Raw genomic sequence first — 21,226 nt, 5'->3', positions numbered from 1 at the left:
CTCAGGTAGGCAAGATCATACGCCGGAACGCCCCCTGCGCCCACTTCGGGCGCACGCACTCTGGTCAGTTTTGCATTCCATGTGCTAATATGCGCGCCTGCGCTTGCAGCCTCTGTGGCGGAATTGGTAGACGCACTTGACTCAAAATCAAGCGCCGAAAGGCGTGCCGGTTCGATTCCGGCCGGAGGCACCATTACCTTGTAGCAACTAGTACCACCCTGTATCAAAATCCCTCGCTTCTCCTATGAAGCTGGCGTTTAAGTCGGCTCACCTCGTCACCTGCTGTATCATTCCATCTCGAAAATTTGTTGGTAGGTTTGATGGTATGTCGCCATCAAACGGCTACCAGATACCAACACGAGACAGGAATGCCCCTTACTGACACATTTATCCGGCAGGCCAAATACAGCGGGGCCAAGGCCGGTGACAAGCACTCCGATGGCGGCGGCCTATACCTGCTGGTCAATGCGGCCGGCAAGTACTGGCGGATGAATTACCGCTTCCTCGGCAAACAGAAGACGCTCGCCCTCGGCGTCTACCCGACGGTTTCGCTCGCCGCAGCACGCAAGGGCCGCGACCAGGCGCGCGAGCTGTTGGCCGCCGGCAAGGATCCGAGCGCGGAGAAACAGGAAGCTGCCCGGGACGCCACGCGGGCCGCCGGCGCCGTGTTCGAAACCGTGGCGCGCGACTGGTTGGCCAGCACCGCCAGCCAGCGCAGCTCGAGCACGCACAGCCGGGTCGTCAGCTGGTTCGAACGCGACGTGCTCCCCCGCATCGGCCAGAGGCAGATCGACAGCCTGCGACCATCCGACATCCTCGACATCATGAAGACGATGCAGGCGCGCGGCGTCAAGGAATCGGCCCACCGGGTGCTCGGCTACGTCAGCAAGGTGTTCCGCCGCGCGATGGTGGCGGAACTGGTTGAGCGCGATCCGACGATCGGCGTTGGAGAGCAGCTGGAGAAGCCCGTCACGCGACACCACGCCGCGGTCACGGAACCGGAAAAGGTGGGCGCCCTGCTGCGTGCCATATACGCCTACGACGGGCACCCCGTGACCTGCCTGGCGCTCAAGTTCGCGCCGCTCGTATTCCAGCGCCCGCACATGGTGCGCGAGGCCGAATGGGCAGAGGTGGACCTTGACGCCGCGGAATGGCGGATCTCGGCCGCGCGAATGAAAATGGACAACGATCACATCGTGCCGCTGTCGCGCCAGGCCGTCGACATCCTGCGCGAGGTGCAGAAGATCACAGGGAGCGGCCGTTACGTGTTCGCCAGCCTACGGCCCGGCAGGCCGATGAGCGACAACACGATCAATGCCGCGCTGCGCACGCTGGGATACGACAAAGAGACGATGGTGGGCCACGGCTTCCGCGCCATGGCTCGCACCATCCTGGATGAAGTGTTGGGCGAACGGGTCGACCTGATCGAGCACCAGCTCGCGCACGCGGTCACGGACGCGAACGGGCGGGCGTACAACCGCACGGCTCACCTGCCGGCGCGTCGAGAGATGATGCAGCGGTGGGCCGACTATCTGGACAAGCTGCGGGTGGGCGCAGACGTCGTGTCGCTGCACCCGCCGGCGGCACGATAACGAGTTGGCCGTCGACAACGCGCGCCACGAGGTCGGCGGGCCGGCCCGGGGCGATCACGTGCAGGTCCATCACGGCACCATGCCTTCGTCCTTGAGCACAGCCTGACATGCGCGGCCCGTGGCAAGGTCTTCCTCGACGGCCAGCTTCAGCGCGACAAGATCTCGCTCAACGTCTGGTCGAACCAGCCGGCCGGGTGGATCGGCTTCGTCGCCACCGCCGGGGCTTTGCGCTTCGGCGGGGGCGGCAGGTCGGTCACCACATAACGCGGAGCCGACGTACACGCGGCGAGTAACAATGCGCTCGCGCACAGGCTGAATATCTTCATGCGTTTTCTCCGTAATGGTTGCGTTGCTGGTCGCCTGCTGGGTGGCCGTAGTGGCGTTCTCGCGCGTGCGCTTCAGCACGGCAGCGGCGTCGGCTGTGGCGCGCTCCTCGATCGCCGCGGCGTGGCCGGCGTTGTATCGGTGGTTTCCGTACCCGCGCACGCTGAGGATGCTGACGGCTACCAGCACGACCGCCGTCAGCACCTGGACGAGCAGGCGTTCCAGCGCGGTCACGGCGCCACCTCGGCCGGTAGGACGTCGAGGCGCTGCAGCCTGCGGCCGTCCATGATCGAAACGAGCGTGTCTGCATACTTCGGATCGGTCGCATAGCCGGCGGCGGCCACCGCTCGCGCCCAGCCAGCGCCGGTGTGCTCCGTGAAGCAACGGGCGTAGCGCGGGTTCCGGAGGAAGAACTGCGCTCGGTCCTCGATGCATGCGGCCCAGCTCGGGTACGCGCGGAACGTACCAATGATCCGGATGCGCTTTCCGTTGACGACTTCGGTCGTGGGGAACTTGACCGTCGGCCCCTTCCACGAGGAGTCCGCCTTGATGCCGAAAATGTTATTCCCGGGCGCGTCCTTGCCCCAGCCGCTCTCCAGCGCTGCCTGCGCAATCGTGAAGCTGACCGGGATGCCGGCGGTTCGCTGGCATTGACGCGCGCCCGGCAGCATCTGGTCGATGAATTCGGCGGGCGTCATTGGGCCGCCTTCGCCGCTTTCGAGGCTGCACGCGCACCGTGCACGATGTTGTAGATGACCAGGGCCAAGCCGACCGCACGGAACACATTCGCCGGCAGGTACGGCGCCATGTCAGGCAGGTTGTCGCGCACGGCCACGATGATAGAGTCGGCGAACGGATACGCAATCAGCAACATGGCGTTCAGCCGGACCGTGAACGAGCGCCATGCGGCGCGGATGTGGTCGAGGATCTTCATGCAGACTCCTTATTTTTCTGGCGGCGTTCGCGCCAGGCTTGTTCGAAGCGGATCAGCTGCACGCCGAATACGACAATCGCGGTGGCCAGGGCGACGACCATGCTGGCGCGCGCCAGAAAGCCGTCGATCACCTGCAGGTAGTTCGCCGCGCCGGTTGCGCCTGTTGCTGCGGCGACGGCAGCGCCGACCTTCGGATTGCCAGCCGCCGCCTCCAGCACCGAATGCATGTTCAGGGGTTCGCTCATGTTTTGGACTTTCATTTCACGTTTATGGTTGTTGGTGGGAGGCTGTTACGACAGAACCCAGCCGGTTGCGGTGCGATATGCGGTTACGGCCCAGCGCGATCCGGTTTTCACCAGGTTGCCCGTGGCTGGAGTCAAAATTCGATTCGAAGTGCCAGCGGCGGCATCGTTATCCACGAAGGTGACCGTGGCACCCGTCGAGGTCGAGCGGAACACCACGACGTCGCCGACGTTGCCGTTTGTGATCGAGCTGATCGTGGCGTTCACTGCCGATGTGCCGGCGACATAGGAAGTCCGCTTTTTGCAATCCACCGACGTCCCAACAAGGCCGGCCAGATCGAATTCCATGGTCGACGGTTCGCCTTGAACGCCGTAATAGGCGCTGCCAGACTTGGCCAGGCCCTGCGCCGAATACCGGTTGCTGTTGCCCAACCCGAAGGTGCGAGAAGACAGCTCCAGCGGCGGTACCGAACCGGCGCCGCCGGAGTCCTCGAACACGCACCCGCTGATCTCGTTATCGTCACAACTGCCTCCAATCGTCAGCCACGCAATGTCTGTCGGCATCCCTGAGAAATGGCAGTTCAGCACCTTGTTGTAATAGGCACTGCTGGTCATAGCGAACGGCGCCACTGCACCGTCCGGTTCCTTGAATTTGCAGTGGTCGAACAGAACCCCGACGATGCCCGCCATGGTGATGTCCTGGTAGTTCTTCTTGAAAACGCATTCACGGAACGAGAGGACGCTGATGGGGGTGTAGGTCACCTTGGCAGTTCGCTCGATTCGCGCACCGTAGTAAGAGCCCTGGAAAATACAGGTGTCGAATACGGTGGAGCCTTGCGTGCCGTAGTAACGAAGCGCCGCGCTGAACTGGACTTTATTGTTCTGGAACTGGCATCCCCGGAACATGAACAGGTGGTCGTAGTTGGTCCACGATGGCAGAGGTACGCCGGTGGATCCATCCTGATCCGCCGCCATGACCTGCACCACGTAATTGACCACACCGGGCAAGAAGTCCGAACTGGCATAGTGGCTGCAGTTCTCGAAAACCACGTTTTCAGAGACGCGGGAAATGCCGCGGTCCCCCGCCCATGCGTAGATGAAAAATCGAACGTCCTTGCCGTAGCAATTCGTGAACTTGATGTTGTAGCAGCTGGCAACCCGAAGAAATCCGACCGATGTCGGGTTGTCGTAGCCGTTGAAGTTCTCGACACGGACGTCGTACGGGTGCATGCCGTACGGGTCGCTCAAGGTCGGTGCTCGCCCATATTCGATGTTGATCCCATACGAGCAAGAACCAGTGATTTCGACCTTCTGCACGTCAACGTCGAAGGCATTGCCCAAGACGGCAATAAACATGGTGGAAGCCGCGCAGTTGGATGCCTTGATGTTCTGGAGCGAGATTCCGCGCGTCGCGTCGGTGCCGCCGCGATTGTCACCAACCCAGAAAATGACAGTTGGGATCCCGTCGTCAGCAAGGGTCGAACGATCCGACGTCGCGGAATAGGTCAAGTTTTTAATGCAAACGTTCTCCACCCCGTAAATGAAGAACAGCGGTTTCGCCCGTCCGGCATTCGATGCGGGCCAGAACCCTTGCACGCCGTCCGTGATCATCGCTCCCTGCATGTCCAACGTCACATTGCTCGGAATCGTGATGGTGTTGCGCAGCACGTAGTTCTGTCCTGCTTCGGCACGCAACGTCTTGCCCACAGAGGCATCGATCGCTTTTTGGAAGTTCTCCGTCTCGTCGCTGCCATCGCCGATTACGCCGAAATCCTTAAGGCTGACCGTTTCACGCAACTTGTCCTGAACGGTACGCATAACCGCGCCCGCGTCGGACTGGATGAAACCTATCAGGGAGGAGCCGTACGACTTCACCAGACCCCAAAGACCCGCAGGATCAGTATTGAAATTGTCGACCGTGTAGACCAGGTTATCGAGCAGGTCGTGCACCTCGACGCGATAGTTACCGCTCCAGTAGATGGGGCTCGCGGGTTCGCCGCGCACGTTCAGGGGGATCGGGTTCGGCTGATTGATGGTACCGGCAGCATCGGTGTACGTGGCCTTGGGGTTCGACGTACCTGCAGCGTATGTATAGACCTTACCGCCGACCAGCGGAGTGCCCAGTGCGGACAGAAACTGCTGTTTCGGTAGCGGCATCAGGTTAGTAATGGGCATGACTGTCCTTTACGAGATATCGGTGGCGGTGTACTTGAAGGTCAGGCCGAGACCGAGGCCATATACAGCGCCGCCCGCATTCAGGCCCTGATTCACCAGCTCGGGGCACGGATAGGATTCGCCGGCGGCGATCGTGCGCGCGCTGATCATGATGTTGGTCGCGTCCGCAGCACCGCCAGACGGCACAAGCCAGGCAGACGCGGCGACCGGCGCCGCGGTTGAATTGCAAATCGTGGCGGCTCGGATGATGCGCTTGGTCAGCGCTGGTACAGCGGCGCCCTGGATCGCCGCAGCCGCCGCCATGGTGCTGCCGTCGTGAACATAGTTTTGGATGGTCATGTTTTTCCTATCGTGGGTGGGGTGCTACGGTTACGTGCCGATGCCGACGGAGATCAGGGCGGCGCGCATGCTGTTGGCCAGCGCCTGCGTACTGGCGGCGTCGGTGGCGACGGCCGCGAGTGCGGTATTCGTGCGCGCGGCGAATGCAGTGGTGTTCTGGTATGCCGCGCTGCCCAGCGTTCCCCCGCCGACGATGTTCAGAGTCGCGCCGTCGTTGCTAGTCAGCGTCAGGGTGTTGGAAACCGTGAACGTCTTCCCGTCGGCCAGCGTGAAGGTCGCCTGCACCGCCGGCTGGGTGAACGTGATCTTGTTCAGCGTGGTCACGCGCGCCGTGTTTGGGGTCTTGTCGCCCAGGCGGCCCGGGTGCTCCCAATCGACAGGCGCCGGCCCGGTCGAGTTCAGCAGGCGCGCAAGGTCTTCAATGCGGCGCTCGAGCACCGCGATCCGTGCCGCCAACTGGGGGTTGGCCGCCTGCTGCACGGCGACGTCGGAGGCGGCGCGCACGGCCGCGGCGCTAGTGGCCGCGCTGCTCACATCGCTGGAGAACAGCATCAGCATGTCGTCCAGACTCATCGCCGACGGGCCACCGACACGCACCATCAGCGCAGCCAGCGCCCGGGCGAGTTCCTGAGTCATCAAGACGTCGTAGACCTTGCCATCCGGGCCTGTGAACCGACCGATCGGCACGCGCACCGGGAACAGATTCAGGATCGTGCTCATGCCTCAAGCCTCCGGATTCAGGGCCGCGCCCATGATCACGCGCTTGACCGGGTCACTGATCGTCACGCGGTACGTGCGCGCGCGGGCCCGGCCGAGACGTGTCCAGAAAATGCGGGTGATGTATTCGCCGGTCTTCCCCAGGGATCCTCGATGCTGATTACTCCACGTCTTGCCGCCGTCGTCGGACCAGTCGAGCAGGACCAGTGGCGCCGAGCCCTGGCCGTCGACGAGGCCCACGCCAGGCTCGAAGTCGACCTGCAGGCGGTTGTGGATGATCCAGTTGTAATCCGGGCCGCTGATGTACGCGGCTGCCCGGATCGACGGCATCGGGTCCGTGCCGTCCTGGAAATAGTCCAAGTCGAGCGCATACAGGTCGCCAGTTTCGAAGTCGCCCACAATATGCAGGCCGGCGTAGTACATGTGGCAGTTGGAGCGATGCCGGCCCAGCGTTCCCGTGTCCGGATCCAGATAGGCACGCTGGTGCCACAGCTGCGTCGCGGCGTCATAAACCCACGTTGCGCCACCGCTCGGGAACGTGAGCACGTAGAAGGTGTGCCCCTCCTGCTGGTAGGCGTACGCGCGCGCATCAGCGATCGTCGGGTATTTGGCGATGGCGTACTCGATCGCGTCAGTGCTTACCCGCTGCGGTGTGTAGCCGTTCAGGCGCCAGACGATGCCGCCGCCGTCCTTGTTCTTCCCCAGCCAGAACACGGTGTTGTCCATAGAGGCGACCGACCAAGGCGCTGCGCAACCCTGCTCGATCGTGGCGTTGGTGTCTCGGCCGAACGGGAAGTCCGTGTTGCCGTTGGCGCGCCAGAGCTCGGTGACGGTTTCCTTGAAGATCAGCAGCTCACCGTGGTTCACGATCAAGCGCACGATCGGCTCGGCGTTGCTTTCCGCGCTGGCGAAGTCGAGTGCATCGAACGTCATGTCGTTCGAGCCGGAGATGTAAAACTGATTGGTACCTGGCCGGTTGAAAATCGCGAACGTGTCGAGGATGGCGGCGCTGCTGGCTCCGTAAAAGGCGTCGTCGATGATCCTGGTCACGGTATTCGCGCTGATGTCGACCAGATACCCTGCCACGCCGGTAACAATCACCGCCTGCGTCCCGTTGTCGGTGATATCGACCAGGCCTGTTCCATCGTCGATGGTGCCGATTTTCGTGTATGCGAGATCCTTACCGAGACGGTACACACTGCCGCCGGCGGCCACGATGGCACGGCTTCCATCGTCGGGAACATGCATGCCGCGCACAGGAACGGTCGGCAGCGTCAGCAGCGGCCGCGTGCCGGGCGTGCCGTAAAGTGCGCTGACGGCCTTGGCCGTGCCGGACTCGCCCACCACCGGGAACAGATTGATGCAGGCCTGCGCGTCCAGGTTGCTGCTGCGCTCGCGGTAGGAGGCGCCGACGAATGGAATCTGCGGCATCAGTTGCCCCCTTTCCCGGTCAGGTCACGCAGGTTCGGGTTGATCGCGTCACGCACCTTGCGGCGCGTTTGCACGGACTTGATCTGGTCAGCCATGTACTTCGCGGCCTTGCCGGCGACCGGTACCGACTTCGCGTAGCCCGCGACGTCGTCAAGCTTGCGCATCAGGGCGCTGGCCGTGTTCGACGAATTCACGGTGCCGCTCGGCGAGGTGTAGATGTCGATCGCTACGTCGCGCAGGTCGCGGATCTTCTGGGCGTCCTGCTTCCCGAAGATCACGTCCAGCTTTCCGTCGTTGTCCAGCTCGCGCACGATTGAATCGATCTTCGCCGGCGAGCCCGTGCGCGCGCCCGTGCTGTCCACATTTAGGTTCTTCTGCATCTCGTCCTTGATGTGGTTGATCACGGCGCCGCGCAGGTCTTTCGCTGCCTGCTGGCCAGCTGCTACGACCGCCGGATCCGCGCCGGCCTCGTGCGCCGTCAGCACGCGGAAGACGTGGCGGACGTCGTCGGTGCTGCCGTTCATGATGGCGTGCTTGAAGACGTCCTCGTAGGCGACGGCGCGATCGCTCGTTCCCGGCTTCGTGCGCAGCGCCTTGGCGATCACGTCGCGGTTTTCGAACTCGTTGGCGTAGTTCTCGTACGCGCGGCGGGCCTGGCGGAACAGGTCACCGCCTTTCCCGTCCTGCGCGGTGTCGATGATGCCTTTCGCCTGTTTGCCGAACGCCACATTGGGCGTCCCAGGCTCCGACAGCTTGCCGATCGCCTGGCGCAGGTCTTCCGAGGCCTCGAGCGACATGACGGTGCGCGACGGCTGCTTGGTCAGGGTGCGCAGGTCGACGCCGCCGCCCTGCACCTCGGCGTTTTGTTTCAACTCGCTTTCGATGACACTGATGATGGGCGCCAGGCGATCCTTCCCCTTATTCCGCTTCACCCATTCCGCCAGCGCCGAGACGTCAACGGGCTGCGCCATCTCGCCGGCGTCGCGCGCCTTCTGGTACAGGGTGTTGATCTCGGCCCGCTTGGCCGTGTCCTTCGATTCCAGGGCGGCCACGAACGACTTCCCGACCGCGCGCGGCGTGATGTTCTGGGCGCCCGTCGCGTCAACGCCGGCGTCCAGGTTCTGGCCGAACGTCGCGTTCTGGTCCTCGTAGTGCGCGGCCAGCGATGCGCCTTCTTTCTGCTTGGCGGTCTCGCGTTCGAAGGCAACTTGCGTACGGTCGCGCGTGAGTTGGCCCCTCGTCAGCTTGACCGGTACCGGAAGCGACTGTGCGCGCGCGGCGCGCTGGGCGGCCTCACTGGCCCGCGCGGCGCCTACGCCGTCGAGTTGTTGCGGCGCGCGCACCAGGTCGCGCAGGCGCGGGCCAGTCGCTGCCGCTGCCGCGGCGTCGGCTGCATCCTGCGTGGCGGCCGTGGCTGCCGCGGCGCCACGCACGGCGCGCGATGCGTTGCCGGCGGCGCCCGCCAATTCGGCAAGCGTGGCCGTCGGCAGCGCGCCGAGCGGTTCGGCCGCCTTGCCGACAGTCTCGAGGATCGCGCGGCCGGTCTGCGTGGCCGGCGGCCGGGCGATCTTCTCGGCTACGCGTGAGCCGAATTCTTCGCCTTGGCGTGCACCTGGGGCACGGCCATTGACGATGTTGTTACCGGCGCCGGCGACAGCACCGACGATGCCGCCGAGCGCGGCGGATCCAGCGGACAGCGCAGCGTCGACCGGCGAAGCGATCACGCCCAGCAGGCTGTCGCGCGGTTCCTCGGCTGCGGCCGGCTGCTGGCGGACCATATGGCCATCGGTGCCGACCTGGGGCACATCGGCCGGTCCGCCGCCCAGCTTCGAGACGTCGTACCCGTTGCGCGCGAGCTTTGCCGTCAAGTCGGCCTTGCTCATGCCGTTCTGGGACGCCGCGGATAATGGTGCCGTCAGGGAGTCGAACGTCCATTATTTCAGGCTCCCGAAGTCGACGACCTTGCCGGCGCTCGCGTCCGGCGCGCCGTGGCCACCCTTGCCGCTGACTTCGCCACGCAGGTTGTCGCGCACCTGTTTCGGCGCGCGTTGCGCTGCGGCGATCTCCTGCAGCATCTGGTTCACGATCGCTTCATAGGCCTGCTGACTCTTCGCCGTGGTCAGCAATTCGCGCGCGTGTTCGTTGTCGGACACGGTGGCCTTGCCGCCGCGTGCCATTGCGCCGGCGTACGCGGTGGCCAAGCCGATGTTCGCGGTCGCAAATTTGTTCAGGTCCGGATCGTTGGTCTGGTTGTTGAACATCACCTGTGCGCGTCCGAACGGCAGGAAGTCGGAACGCGCGACCTTGCGGCTGGCCTCAATCGCCAGCGGCGCCAGCTGGGCGGCCTCGGCGGCGGCGTTCTCGATGCGCGCGCTGATGTTGTTGGCGGTGCGCAGGCCTGCGGTCTGGCCCTGGAAGTCGGCCATGCGCGCGGCGATGTCATCGCCGCTCATGCCCTGCGCCTTCGCTTCGGCGGTGATCGACTTGCGCAGCGCGACCAGGTTGGCTGATCCCTGCGCGCCGCGGCCGAGGTTCTGCAGCACCGACTTGTCGCCGCGCAGGTACTGCTTCGCCATCATGCCCAGCGTGTCCGGATCCAGGGACGCCTCGGCGTCGCCCTTCGCGTCCTGGCGCGCGCCGATCATCTTTTGCACCTCGATCTGGTTGGTGCGGTTCGCTGCCCCCTCCTTCGCAATCCGCTCGTTTGTGGCGACGTTGTCCGGGCTCTGCGTCTTGGCCAGCGTCGACAGCGTGGTGGTCTTGTTGGTCAGGGGGTCAGTGCTGATGGTCTGCACCTGACCGCCCAGATCGCGCGTTTCGATCTTCGGTAAATGGTCTTTCGCATCGAGAGCTGCAGCGAATGCCTGATCCGCCATCGCCTGGATGCCGCCCGGATTTGCGTCCACTTGAGCGTGATACTGCGCAGCCTGCTCCGGAGTGAAGTTTCCGAGATCTGTTAGCCATTTGATCGCGCTGTGGGCGTTCTCTGGGGTGGGATAGCGACGCACGTAATCAAAAGCTCGTCCAGCGACTTCGATTGCCTTGTGCGCCGAATCGATCTGCTTTGCGCGGGTCTCGGCGCTGGCCTTGGCCTGGTCGGCCTGCGCCTTAGCTTCAGCGGCGTACGCTTTCGGCGAGACGCCGGCCAGCGCGGACAGGCGTGCCGCGCCGTCGGTCGGGTTCGCGGCGTATGCGGCGCGCGAAGCCTGGTCATCGGCGCGGGCCTGGTCGGCGACGTCAGCCTGCGCGGCAAGGTCGCGCAGTTTGTATGCCTTGAGTTGTTGGTCGGCCGGGTCAGCGAACTGCGGTAGCGCTGCCTGAAGTGCAACGAGGGGTTGTGGCATGGATTCCTCTCAATACAGGACGTTGGCGACGGTGCCGCTTGCGGTACCGGTCTTCGGCAGCAGCGACTGCAGCGTGTAGTAGTTGCTGATCTGGCCCAGCGCGCCGTTCACGGCGTTGCCAGTACCGACATATCCGGACGCACGCGCGGTTCCGGCATCCTGGATGGCTTGGCCTGTCGCCGCCGCTGCCGATGCACCGGCCGCCGCCGTCTGGTTCGTTGCGGTCTGGCCGACGCCCGCCACGGACGCGAGCCGGTTAAAGCGCGTCGAGACGTCGTTGTTGTAGCGGTCGTACGCCTTGCCGTATTCCTGGCTGGCCTGATCGCTGTTGAAGCGTGCGAGAGCCTTCAGCGTGGCGCCGGAATAGCGCGAGCCGCGCGCGGCCGCTGCGTTGTTGATGCCCTTTTCCCCTTCGGAGAGGCGGAACTGGTAGCCCGGGTCGGCTTGATAGTCGGCCATCGTGAACGAGCGGTTGTACTCGCCACCCGGCGACAGGCCGCCGACGAGCTGCGACAGCGCGACCTTGCCGGCGTCGCGCCACGGCGCCTGATCCTCGCGCGTTTGCTGGTACTGCTGCCAGTTCAAGTCGGCCGCGCGGTCGGTAGACGCGGCCTGCGTGCTTGCGGCCGACTTGGCGCCTTGCGACGCGATATAGCCGCCGGCGACGGCGGCTACGACAGGGATTGCTGCTGGCATGGGATCCACTCCTTTTTCGTGATTCCGAGGGTGATTTGGTCGATAAGCTGGCCGCGACGCAGGAAACTGGCGCGGTTCACGCCCTCGCGGCGCATGCCGTTGGCGATCGCGAAGCGCAGCGCGGCGCGGTTGTATTCGGGCACGCTGGTGACGAGCTTCTGGCAACCCAGTTCGGTAAATGCCCAAGCCAGCAATGCGCGCGCCGCAGCCGTCGCAGGAGCTCCCCAGAAGGCCGGCAGGATCATCGTGTGCATTTCGAAGCAGACCGCGCCCCGGGCGTGAACCAGGAACAGTCCTGCGGCCTCGCCGTCGTCCGTGGCCAGCATCCAGAAGAAACCCGGGTGATCGAGCGGATCCGGACAGTCGACGCCATCCTCCGCGATGTGGGGAAAAATCGACGGATGCGCCATGATCTGGGCGACCAAGCGCATATCGTGCGTGCGCTCGACCTTCATACGCCGTCCCGCCAGTTCGCGAACGCGCCGCCGCCCGAGGCGTCCAGCTCGGCAACCTCGCTGCGCATGAGCACCGGCTCGATGTTGGCGCGCTTCACGCTGGCGAGTGCGCCGGTCAGGTCGTCTTTCAGGTTCTGCAGCTCCTGCGGCGACATGCCCGGGTAGTCGGTCCGCAGCTCCCAGGCCAGCATGAGGCGGATCAGGCGCTTGTAGCCGGGTGGCATATCGAACGTGTCGGCGAGCGTGCTGGCGGCCGTGAATTTCTGCCGTTGACTCAGCGTGAGGGCGCTGGCCTGGTACGGAACAGGCCACAGGCTGATGGTCGCGTTCGGGTAGTCGTTGTCCAGTGCGGCCCATTTCGGCACGCCCGTGGTCTGCTTCACCGCCAGGGCATCGTATTCGACGTCCGACACGATCTCGACCTGAAAGTCGACGCCGCCGTAGGTGACGCGCGCCGAGTCGATCGAGTTCATGGACAGCGGGCGCTGACCGGTACCGGCCGGGCCGAGGATGTAGACAGCCTGGTTGGCCACCAGCGGCACCACGGTGTCGACGCTCGCGTACACGGCCAGGTTCTGGATCGAAAGCGCCTCCAGCACGTCGTTGAACTTGTCCAGGGCGTCCGTCGTCATATCGGCGCCCGGGGTATCGCCAACTGCCAGCGCCTTGACGGTTACCAGGGCGGCCGTAATCAGGTCCAGAACCGCAGCCATGGTTTAACCCTTCGCCTTCGCGGTGCTGGCGCGCTTGGCGGGTGCTGCGGCCTGCGCGGCATCTTCGCCAGTTTCCGCGCCCTGTGCAGCTGCCTGATCCGCGCCGGCTTCGCCAGCGGTGTCGCCAGTTGCCGGCGGCTGGGCGCTGTTCTTCTGCGCTTCGAAGGCGGCGCGGTCCTGCTCGAGCTGGGCCCGCAGCTCGTCCAGCTGGGCGCGGTCGGCGTCGATCTGCGTGCGCATGGCCGCAAGCTGCTCGGTCTCGGACTGCACGTGCATCGTGAACTCGTCCACGGTGCGCGAGAACTCGGCGCGCTGCGCGTCCAGCTCGGCGACGCCGGCGTCAAGGTTCACGTCCGGCACTGCGGCGGCGGCCGTCACGGTCGGGATCAGCGCCGGCGGCAGGAATTCTTCCGGCACGTCGGCCAGCTGTTCGGCGTTCGCCACCACGATCTGCGCGTGCGCGTTCTCGCGGTGCGTCAGGATCATCGGGAATTGCTGCTTTTGCATGTTCTGCTCCTACAAAAAAGCCCGGCGCATCGTGGTGATGGGCCGGGCTGCGAGGGAAACCCGCGTACGCGGGAACGGGATCAGTTGGCGACGGTCAGGCCAGGGGCGGCGACGATCGACCAGTCGACGATGACGGCGGCCGTCGCGTTGGCGTTGCCGTAGATCGTCACGGAGCCGGCGGCGGGAACGATGCGCGGCAGGCTGGTCAGCGTGCCGTCGGCGGCTGCCTGCGCGATGTTGGCCGTGATCTTCGTGTTGGCATCGATCAGGGCGTTGGTGATGGTCACCGAGTTCGCGCCGGCCGCGATCGCGACAGAGCCCTGGATGCCGTTATAGGTGACGTTGCCCGGGGTGATGTTCGCCTTCGACGCTGCCGCGCTGGCCAGGCCTTGGGCGATCAGGTTCTGCTCGATGTTGGTGGTCAGGCCGACGACGGTACCGGCCAGCAGGCCCATGTAGCCGCGGTTGAGGGTGATTGCCATGGTGTGCTTCCTTGAAATGATGGGGATTCGTTGAAGCGGGGCCAGAGCCCCGCGCTCGCCTACGCGCCGTTATCAGGTCGTGTAGTACTTGGCCGACAGCTCGGGGTAGGTCGCGGCCCAGCCGAACAGCACGTCCAGACGCATGATCGAGACGTCGTTCGTGCCGTCGTAGAACTCGGTGACCTTGACGGTGAAGCCGTCGCTGGTTTCCTGGTGCGCGGTCGCGCCCGAGCCAGCCTGCGGCGTCGCCATCGGGACCATGGCCAGGGTGAAGGCGTCCTTGTGGTAGGCGATGTTGGTCTGGTAGGTGGTCGACGCGGCGCCTACGATCAGGAAGTTCTGGCCGTTGGTCGGCGACGCGGTCACGTTCTGGAACGCGCCATTGGTCACCAGGGCCGGCGAGACCGGGATCGAGACGGCGCCGGCGGCCAGGTCGGCCGTGACGACGAATTGGGCCAGCACGCCGGTGCTGTTGCGCGTCTTCGGGTTCACGGCGAACACGCCCGGCAAGGTGATGACCGTGCCGCGGGTGATCGTGCCGCCGAGCGCGGCCACGGTGATCGCGCTGCCGGTCTGATTGGCGCCGTTCACGGCCGTACCGGTGACGACCTGCGTGCCGTTCGTGTGCGAATCGACGTTCTGGTCCATGCCCACGTTCAGGCCGAACGACGGCACCTGCATGCCGTTGTTGTTCTGCTTCGCGATGGTGCCGTTCGGGTTGAACAGGCCGGCCATGCCGCGCACCAGGTTGCCGTTCAGGCGCGGGGCGCTGATCAGGGTGCGCGAGCCCGGGACGCGCGGGGCGCCCATTTCGTCCAGGCGGGCGTTCAGGTCCGTCATCGCGCCGATCGACAGGTCCTGCGTGTTCGGCATGGCGCCGGTCGGGTTCAGCGTGTTGAAGGTCGAGTAGTGCGCCAGAGCAAGGCCCTGACGGTCGATCTCGTTCGTCACCTCGGCCATCGCGGCCTGCAGCTTGTCCGACAGCTTGTCCAGCGACAGCGTGCGCTCGCCGGACGTGAACTGCAGGTCGCAGCCGCCCTGTTGCAGGGTCAGCGGCACGGTGTTCTGCACGGTGCCCTGCGGGACGGCGACGCGGCCGGCGCGGTACTGGTAGCGCGGCGGGCGTTTGATGTTGATGGTCTGGCCCGGCGCGTAGCCACGGCTCTTGTTCTCGGTGAACTCGTCTTCCCAGTCGCGGTTGACGTTGGCCGAGAACGACAGCATGTTTTTCAGGACCGCCAGCGATTCTTTCGCGACGACGGCGGTAGTTGCAAGTACGTTTGCCATGGTGATGGGTTCCTAAATTTGGCGTTGAGGGGTGTGCTATCGGAAGTACTTCGCGCCGTTCGCCTTCCGCCATGCCTCGTACTCGGACTGCGACATCTTGGCCGGGTCCGTGTTGGCGGGGGCTGCGCCGGCAGGTGCGCCGGTGCTGGCCGGCGCGGGCGCGTTGGTGGTGCGTGCAGCAGGGGCAGGTGCGGCAGCGGGCGCCGGTGCTGCGGTGGCGTCTTTGGCCTCGATCGCCGCTTCCATGCGGCCGAGCTCCCGGTACATCTGCGCGGTCGACATCTGCGCCAGGCGCGCGGCCTGCTCCGGGTTCTTGGCCAGCTGGTAGGTGATGTCGGGGCCGTGCTCGCTTTCCTTGATGGCCGCCAGCATGTCGTGCGTGATCTGGATGTCGGCCTTGCTCACGACGTCCACAAAGTCCGGGATCCGAGCTGCCGCTGCGGTCGCCCGTTCGTTGTACGTGGCGTCGATCGCGTGCGCCGCGTCCTGCTGGAAGCGGTCGGCCGTCGCCTTGGCGGTTTCGGCCAGCTCCTCGCGGGCAGCCTGACGCACCTCGTGCTGGCGTTTGGCCGCTTCGTAAGCCTCGTCCGAGGCGTATTCGTGAGCCTGGGGCGCGGGGTCGGTCTTGCGACCTTCCGCGATGGCGCGCCAGTGTGCCGCTTCGCGTTCGGCAGCATGGCGCGCGTGGGTCAGTTCATCGATACGCTTCTGGAGCTTCGGGGACTTAAAGCGGCCCTGTTCGTCGCGCGGCGTGTCGCCATTCGCGTCGTCGGTCTTCCCCTGCTGCTTGCCTTGCTCGTCCTGACCATCCGCGGGTGCGGTGCTGGTGGTGCTGGTGCCGGCGTCGGTCTGGCCCTGGCCCTGGCCCTGCCCAGCCTCGCCGTTGGCCGGCGGCGTGGTCGTGGTCTGGGCGGTGACGTCCGTGCCGGCGGGCGCGGTCGTGGTCGTGGTCGTTGCAGAGGCGTCGTTATTGATTTGCATGGTTCATCCCAAGGATTAGAAACCCGGACTCACTCCGGTTGGGCCGTGGTTTGCGCCGGGTCCGCAGGTTGGCTGCCTGCGGGGCGGGAATCTTCGGTTTCAGCGGCAGCGGCGACCAGGCCGGCCGGCGGCGGGATGCGCGCCAGCAGCAGGTTGACCAGGCCGGTCAGCTCGGCCACGTCGGCGCGGCCTTGTGCGTTGATGCGCGCGACTTCCTCGCGGCTGGCAGCGTCGAGCCGGGCCTTGTCCAGCGCGGCCTGATGGCCGGCCTGCGCTTCGGCCAGCTGCTGCTGCAGCTGCTCGACCATCTGGTCGGCGTTCTGGAGGGCCTGCTCGATCTCGGGCGGCAGCGGTGCCGGGCCCTGTTCCTCGCCGTCTTCGCCGTTCTTGTCGGCTTGGGTGATCTGGCCCGGGATCGTGGCCTTGATGCGCGCGGCGATCTCTTCGGAGCCCGGCCAGTCGAGCGCGGCGACGACCTTGTCGCCGGCCACGTCCATCAGCTTCGGCCAGGCCGAGGCAAGGCGTTCCATACCGTCGGCAGCTTCCTGACGCTGGGTCGCGTAGCTCGGGCCGGTGCCGATCGTGACGTCGTAGGTACCGACCGTCATGTCGTTCAGCACGGCTTGCACCTGGTTCACCGGGTCCACGACGGGCTGTCCCTGCTCATCCACCGCGCGGCCCTGCTCGTCGACGGCCGGTTTGTTGATCTCGGCCGCCGAGATGGTTTCGTCCTCGTTGAGGATCTGCACCACGCGCTGGGCGTCGTAGTAGTGCGGGATCATGTCGACCAGGCAGCGACCGCAATGGCGAATGGACCGGTTCAGGTTGTCCGTGTAATGGAAATTCGCGGTGTCGCCTTCGCGCTGGCGGGCCGTGATGGCCTTGCCGCTCGTCTCGTTGCCGGCGGCGCCCAGCGATGCGTCGAACAGGCCGGTAACGGCCTTGATGTTGTCGGCCGCGTGCACGGCCATCTGCAGCATGCCGACCGGGACGTCGGCCATGGGCGAGCGCTGTGGCGGCGGTGCCAGCACGCCGTCGATGGAGACGGGCTTGTACTCGAGGTAGGCGAAGCTCTTGTTGTTCGCCTGCGCCCACTTCTTCTCGTGACCCTCGAACTGGCCTTCGGCGCCGATGAACGGCGTCTTGGGACGCAGCGAGACCTCCTCGGTCGCGCTGGTCATCCAGAAGTTGTACATCTGGGCCGGGTCTTTCGCGTCGCGGATGATGCCGCTGCGGATCACCTTGCCGTCGATGTCGATCTCGTTGCCCCAGACCGGGAACACCGGGATCCAGCGGCACATGATGTCCGTGCGCTCCAGCACCTTCGTGCCGCCGGCCGTCTTGACCCACTTCAGTTGCGGCACCAACGTCTCGCGCTGGGCCTTCACCACGCCGCCGTCGGGCACCTTCTCGACGACGTCGCCGGTGTCCAGCAGGTAGATCGTCTTGCGCGTCTGCTCGAAGTAGTAGAACTCGACCATGCGCACGTAGCGAGTGTCCATCCAGCCGGGTTGCAGCTCGCAGCCGGCGGCGGCGCCGATCGGAACGTCGACGTTCGGGTGCGTGCGCTTGAAGTCGGCCGAGGCCATGTCCCAGACGATGGCGCAGCGCTTCGCGTCGCTGCCGTCGGCCTCGACGCTGTTCGGGTCGAAGTAGACCTTCATCGCGTCGCGCTCGCGTTTGAAGCGGATGACCTGGTTGAACGACATCGGCGATTCGTACTCGGTGACCAGGCGCCAGAAGCCCCAACCGATTGACGCGGCGCTGTTCACGGCCGTGTCGTAGCAGATGTCGGCGTTGCTGCTGTATTCGATGTGCCGGATGATGCCCTGCAGGATGCCTGCCTTCTTCACGTCGGCGCCGTCGCCAACCGGGTGCACCTTGATGCCGCTCTTGTTCTGCCGTTGGTCGTTCGTGACCTGGCGTTTGTAGGTCGGCAGGCGGTTGAACGTCAGGCACGGGCGGCCCTCACGCTGGCGCTGCGCCTTGATCTGTTCCGGCCACTGATCGCCGGCCTCGAAGCGAAGATCGGCGCGAGCGTTGTCGCGGTTGTCGCTGTCTGCGCTGATCGCGTGCTCGACGAACTCGCGCACTTCCTTCAGCAGGCCGGCGTCGGTGTTGGCGCCCTTGCCGGCGCCGTCATTGTCATGCGTACTCATGCGCGGCGGCCCATTGTTGCGCCGCGGTGCGCGGCAGGCGGACGAGGATCAGGGGCGCGGCTTGCAGCTCGACGAACCCGAAGCGGCGCATGTACCAGTCGGCCAGTTGCTCGGTAGTCAGGCCACCGGCGCCGAACGCCTCGGGCCGCAGCAGCAGGAACATGTCGTTGTCGTCCGCCTGCTGGCAGACCTCGCGCATCAGTGCGCCGGCGTGGCCTTGGTTGCGCGACCAGCGATCCGTGCGCAAGCTCGTGACTTCCAGCACGCGGCCGCGATCGGCGACCGGGACGATGCCCGAGTAGCTGAGCTCCAGGCTTGCGTGGCCCATGACGATGTGGCCGGGCTTCATCCCATCCATCCGCCTTCTCCTTCGTAGTGGTCTTGGGTGTCGGCTTCCGCCGATTTCTTGGCGGGCTTGACCAGGGCGGGGAACAGCTCGGCCAGAGCCCAGATATGCGCGTCAGCGCGGTTCGGTGAGCGCGGGCCGGTGTAGCCCGAGGTGGAGAAGGCGCACAGCTCGTCCTCGAGCTTCGGGAACAGGCCGGCATGGCGTACCTTCCCGTCGATGTACAGGACGCTGAAGGGCTCGGCGCGCTGCACCTTGCCCCGGCTGGCGTTGACCATCTTGAAGTTGACGCGAGTGCCGAGCTTCACCGCTGCAGCCTGGACGACGAACTTCACCATGCCGCCGCCGAAGTTCGTCTCACCCACGATCACATCCGCCTCGTGCCGCATGTACGCCAGCACGGCCACCTTGCCCCAGACAGAAGGGCCGCCCTTTACGGTGAGGTCTTCGAGCAAGTACGCGTTGCCGTCCACGCCCAAGCCATCGACGGTGATGCCCACTTCGTCGTTGTCGGCGTTCTGCTCGTCGTCGCTGGCGCCACTCGGGTCCACGGAGACCACGATGCGCACCATCGTCGGCAGTTCCTCGACCAAGCCTTCGCTCGCGTTCACGCGCCACTTGTCGATGTCAGCCTCGTCGAACAGAGCGTTCGGCGTGGCGTCGGCGAACTCTCCGCGCAGGAAGCGACGCTTCATCCGCTCGGACAGGCCTTCCAGCGTCGCGAGGTATTCCGGCGACAGGTTGGCCGCGTTGTCCGTCGGGTTCATCTGGAAGCTGTCGTAGTTGGCCGGGTTGGCCAGCGGCGCCTTCGTCTCCGGATCCAGCTTTTGCTTGAAGACCTTGAAGGTCCAGTGCATCTTCGACGGCGGGTTGCAGTCGAACAGGAAGCGCAGCTTGAGCGGCTGCTCGACGCCGTTGATGATCTGCATGCAGCGCTGCGCGAGACGGGTCAGCAGGATCTGCACGCCGGCCCAGGCGATCTGCGACGCCTCGTTGACGTAGATGGTGCAGAACTCCATGCCCAGCACCTTCTCCATGCGGTCTTTGTCATCCAGACCGAGGAACCAGACCACGGCGTCGCCCGGCAGCTTCGCGTAGCCGTCGCTCATGTTCATGTCCCAGTCGCGGCCCTTCTCCAGCTGGGGGAAGCACACGCGCATCACCTTCGGGAAGGTGTCGAGCATGATCGAGGCCTTCAGGTGGTTGAAGCGGGAACGGACGATGAGGTGGCGCGAGCCGGGCGCCTTCAGCGCGCGGGTGATGATGTTGCGAATGATGAGGAAGGTCTTGCCCGAGCGGCCGCCGCCGAACAGCATCAACCAGGTGGCGAGGCTGCCCAGCACGGCCTGCGCCAGCTTCTGGCGCTCGGTGGGATTGAAGCCGCTCATAGGTCGGCGTCCGACGCGGCAAACACGACCTGGAGCGCGCCGCCGCCCTCGCCGGTCAGCTGCAGCTGCTTGCCGTACTTGCGCGGCTTCATGCGCTGGGCCTGCTCGACGCGTGCCTCGATGCGCAGCTTGGCCTTGCGGATCGAATCCTTGTCGGTCTTGCAGTTGTCCGCGATGTCCACGATCTCGTCGACGAACGTGTCCACGCGCTCGTCGGTGGCCTTCTCGTACATCTTCACGAACTCGGGGAACTCGCCCAGCCAGCGGAACACGGTGGCCTTGCTGGGCATGCCGGGCTTCTTGCAAACCGAGCGCAGGGATCCGCCGTCCGCGATCGCGGCGCAGAACTGGGCGGCGAGTTCGGTGGTGTAGGTGGAAGCGGACATATGTTCGGGCCAAAAAAAGGCCCGGCTGTTGAGGCCGGGCCCGAATACCCTGTGGAGCGCAGGGCAGGAGACGCTGGAAACTGGTGTCGGTGCTGTTCCCGACTGTCAAACGCTATCGTCCGGAAAGCAAAAAGGCCCCGAGCATCGCTGCATCGGGGCCTCGCTTTCCCTTCGGGCGCGCCGCAGGCTCCCACTGGGAACCCGGCGCGCGTCTTGAAGGACGGAAATTAGTTGTTGCTCGGAATTTACTGCTGAGATTTCCGGCTGTCAAGCATTTTGTTGCAGATTGGCACGGCCGATCTCGGCGGCGGCGCGCGTGACGGCGCGTTTCGTGGCGTCTCCTGGGGTTTGGTCGACGTGGGACTCCTGAGTATGCTGCTTCCGGTAGTTGAACCAGGCATAGGACCACGCCGTGTCGACCTCGATCATCATGCGCAGCTGCACCTGCAAGTTGAACGTATCGTCGCCGTGCAGCAGCGGGTTCCAGCTGAACGCGGGCGGCTGGTCAGCGAAGTACAGATTCACCCAGTTCTCACCCTCGACGACCTCGACCCGGACGGCACCGAGCGCACGCGCGGCCAGCGTCAGCAGCTCCAGGTCGTCGGCAGACAGGCCGGGCCCGCGCGGCGGCTGCAGCGGCATGCCGTGCTCGTCGTCGTCGTCGCTCGGCTGCGGCTGATCGCCGGGCCAGTCGACGCGGCGGAAAGGGTTGTCGTCGGTGTTCATGG

At 65.3% G+C, this 21,226-nt stretch carries 23 protein-coding genes and 1 tRNA gene; 2 read left to right on the top strand and 22 right to left on the bottom strand.

The window, feature by feature from the left end:
• Positions 1 to 108 precede the first annotated feature (108 nt).
• Both ACL58G_RS07955 and ACL58G_RS07950 read left to right on the top strand, forming a co-directional pair.
• Positions 109 to 193, top strand: a tRNA-Leu gene (locus ACL58G_RS07955).
• Between the two features lie 175 nt (positions 194 to 368).
• Positions 369 to 1,592: a tyrosine-type recombinase/integrase gene (locus ACL58G_RS07950; protein WP_440966181.1), complete on the top strand. Its 1,224-nt coding sequence runs from the start codon at positions 369 to 371 to the stop codon at positions 1,590 to 1,592.
• A 69-nt stretch (positions 1,593 to 1,661) separates the two neighbouring features.
• On the opposite strand, the gene ACL58G_RS07945 is transcribed toward ACL58G_RS07950, so the two are convergent.
• From ACL58G_RS07945 to ACL58G_RS07840, 22 genes are all read right to left on the bottom strand, one after another.
• A complete protein-coding gene (locus ACL58G_RS07945; protein WP_440966179.1) occupies positions 1,662 to 2,150 on the bottom strand; it encodes a hypothetical protein in 489 nt (162 codons plus the stop codon).
• Positions 2,147 to 2,614: a glycoside hydrolase family 73 protein gene (locus tag ACL58G_RS07940; protein ID WP_440966177.1), complete on the bottom strand. Its 468-nt coding sequence runs from the start codon at positions 2,612 to 2,614 to the stop codon at positions 2,147 to 2,149. Before ACL58G_RS07940 ends, ACL58G_RS07945 begins: the two co-directional genes overlap by 4 nt.
• Positions 2,611 to 2,850, bottom strand: a complete 240-nt coding sequence (locus ACL58G_RS07935) for a hypothetical protein (RefSeq protein ID WP_440966175.1) — start codon at positions 2,848 to 2,850, stop codon at positions 2,611 to 2,613. Before ACL58G_RS07935 ends, ACL58G_RS07940 begins: the two co-directional genes overlap by 4 nt.
• Positions 2,847 to 3,095 (bottom strand): hypothetical protein, encoded by a 249-nt coding sequence (locus ACL58G_RS07930; RefSeq protein ID WP_440966173.1) that lies wholly within the window; start codon positions 3,093 to 3,095, stop codon positions 2,847 to 2,849. Before ACL58G_RS07930 ends, ACL58G_RS07935 begins: the two co-directional genes overlap by 4 nt.
• 45 nt (positions 3,096 to 3,140) lie before the next feature.
• The gene (locus ACL58G_RS07925) at positions 3,141 to 5,267 is read right to left on the bottom strand and encodes a hypothetical protein (protein WP_440966171.1); all 2,127 of its coding nucleotides are present in this window, start codon (positions 5,265 to 5,267) and stop codon (positions 3,141 to 3,143) included.
• 9 nt (positions 5,268 to 5,276) lie between these two features.
• Positions 5,277 to 5,606 carry a hypothetical protein gene (locus ACL58G_RS07920; RefSeq protein ID WP_440966169.1) on the bottom strand — a complete coding sequence of 110 codons (330 nt, stop codon included), beginning with the start codon at positions 5,604 to 5,606 and terminating at the stop codon, positions 5,277 to 5,279.
• Positions 5,607 to 5,636: 30 nt separating this feature from the next.
• The gene (locus ACL58G_RS07915) at positions 5,637 to 6,326 is read right to left on the bottom strand and encodes a hypothetical protein (protein ID WP_440966167.1); all 690 of its coding nucleotides are present in this window, start codon (positions 6,324 to 6,326) and stop codon (positions 5,637 to 5,639) included.
• 3 nt (positions 6,327 to 6,329) lie between these two features.
• Positions 6,330 to 7,754 carry a hypothetical protein gene (locus tag ACL58G_RS07910; RefSeq protein ID WP_440966165.1) on the bottom strand — a complete coding sequence of 475 codons (1,425 nt, stop codon included), beginning with the start codon at positions 7,752 to 7,754 and terminating at the stop codon, positions 6,330 to 6,332.
• Positions 7,754 to 9,637, bottom strand: coding sequence for a hypothetical protein (locus tag ACL58G_RS07905; RefSeq protein WP_440966163.1), 1,884 nt, complete (start codon positions 9,635 to 9,637; stop codon positions 7,754 to 7,756). The genes ACL58G_RS07910 and ACL58G_RS07905 overlap by 1 nt, the downstream gene beginning before the upstream one ends.
• Before the next feature lie 51 nt (positions 9,638 to 9,688).
• Positions 9,689 to 11,098, bottom strand: a complete 1,410-nt coding sequence (locus tag ACL58G_RS07900) for a hypothetical protein (RefSeq protein ID WP_440966161.1) — start codon at positions 11,096 to 11,098, stop codon at positions 9,689 to 9,691.
• A 9-nt stretch (positions 11,099 to 11,107) separates the two neighbouring features.
• On the bottom strand, positions 11,108 to 11,794 hold the full coding sequence (locus tag ACL58G_RS07895; RefSeq protein ID WP_440966159.1) for a hypothetical protein: 687 nt from the start codon (positions 11,792 to 11,794) through the stop codon (positions 11,108 to 11,110).
• Positions 11,770 to 12,249: a GNAT family N-acetyltransferase gene (locus tag ACL58G_RS07890; RefSeq protein WP_440966157.1), complete on the bottom strand. Its 480-nt coding sequence runs from the start codon at positions 12,247 to 12,249 to the stop codon at positions 11,770 to 11,772. Before ACL58G_RS07890 ends, ACL58G_RS07895 begins: the two co-directional genes overlap by 25 nt.
• A complete protein-coding gene (locus ACL58G_RS07885; protein WP_440966155.1) occupies positions 12,246 to 12,881 on the bottom strand; it encodes a hypothetical protein in 636 nt (211 codons plus the stop codon). The genes ACL58G_RS07890 and ACL58G_RS07885 overlap by 4 nt, the downstream gene beginning before the upstream one ends.
• Positions 12,882 to 12,965: 84 nt before the next feature.
• Positions 12,966 to 13,469, bottom strand: coding sequence for a hypothetical protein (locus ACL58G_RS07880; RefSeq protein WP_440966153.1), 504 nt, complete (start codon positions 13,467 to 13,469; stop codon positions 12,966 to 12,968).
• Positions 13,470 to 13,549: 80 nt separating this feature from the next.
• Complete coding sequence (locus ACL58G_RS07875) at positions 13,550 to 13,951, bottom strand: hypothetical protein (RefSeq protein ID WP_440966151.1); 402 nt, start codon at positions 13,949 to 13,951, stop codon at positions 13,550 to 13,552.
• A 72-nt stretch (positions 13,952 to 14,023) separates the two neighbouring features.
• Positions 14,024 to 15,238 carry a P22 phage major capsid protein family protein gene (locus ACL58G_RS07870; protein WP_440966149.1) on the bottom strand — a complete coding sequence of 405 codons (1,215 nt, stop codon included), beginning with the start codon at positions 15,236 to 15,238 and terminating at the stop codon, positions 14,024 to 14,026.
• A gap of 36 nt (positions 15,239 to 15,274) precedes the next feature.
• Complete coding sequence (locus ACL58G_RS07865; protein ID WP_440966147.1) at positions 15,275 to 16,219, bottom strand: hypothetical protein; 945 nt, start codon at positions 16,217 to 16,219, stop codon at positions 15,275 to 15,277.
• 29 nt (positions 16,220 to 16,248) lie between these two features.
• Positions 16,249 to 18,378, bottom strand: coding sequence for a portal protein (locus tag ACL58G_RS07860; RefSeq protein WP_440966146.1), 2,130 nt, complete (start codon positions 18,376 to 18,378; stop codon positions 16,249 to 16,251).
• On the bottom strand, positions 18,365 to 18,736 hold the full coding sequence (locus tag ACL58G_RS07855) for a hypothetical protein (RefSeq protein ID WP_440966144.1): 372 nt from the start codon (positions 18,734 to 18,736) through the stop codon (positions 18,365 to 18,367). Before ACL58G_RS07855 ends, ACL58G_RS07860 begins: the two co-directional genes overlap by 14 nt.
• Positions 18,724 to 20,112: a phage terminase large subunit gene (locus ACL58G_RS07850; RefSeq protein WP_440966142.1), complete on the bottom strand. Its 1,389-nt coding sequence runs from the start codon at positions 20,110 to 20,112 to the stop codon at positions 18,724 to 18,726. The genes ACL58G_RS07855 and ACL58G_RS07850 overlap by 13 nt, the downstream gene beginning before the upstream one ends.
• Positions 20,109 to 20,498 carry a hypothetical protein gene (locus tag ACL58G_RS07845; RefSeq protein WP_440966140.1) on the bottom strand — a complete coding sequence of 130 codons (390 nt, stop codon included), beginning with the start codon at positions 20,496 to 20,498 and terminating at the stop codon, positions 20,109 to 20,111. Before ACL58G_RS07845 ends, ACL58G_RS07850 begins: the two co-directional genes overlap by 4 nt.
• Positions 20,499 to 20,765: 267 nt before the next feature.
• Entirely contained in the window at positions 20,766 to 21,224 is a 459-nt protein-coding gene (locus tag ACL58G_RS07840) for a hypothetical protein (RefSeq protein WP_440966138.1), read from the bottom strand.
• Positions 21,225 to 21,226 lie beyond the last annotated feature (2 nt).

The organism is Massilia sp. GER05, assembly GCF_052056005.1.
Lineage (GTDB): Bacteria > Pseudomonadota > Gammaproteobacteria > Burkholderiales > Burkholderiaceae_D > Telluria > Telluria orientalis.
This window is presented reverse-complemented; position numbering and strand designations above follow the sequence as displayed.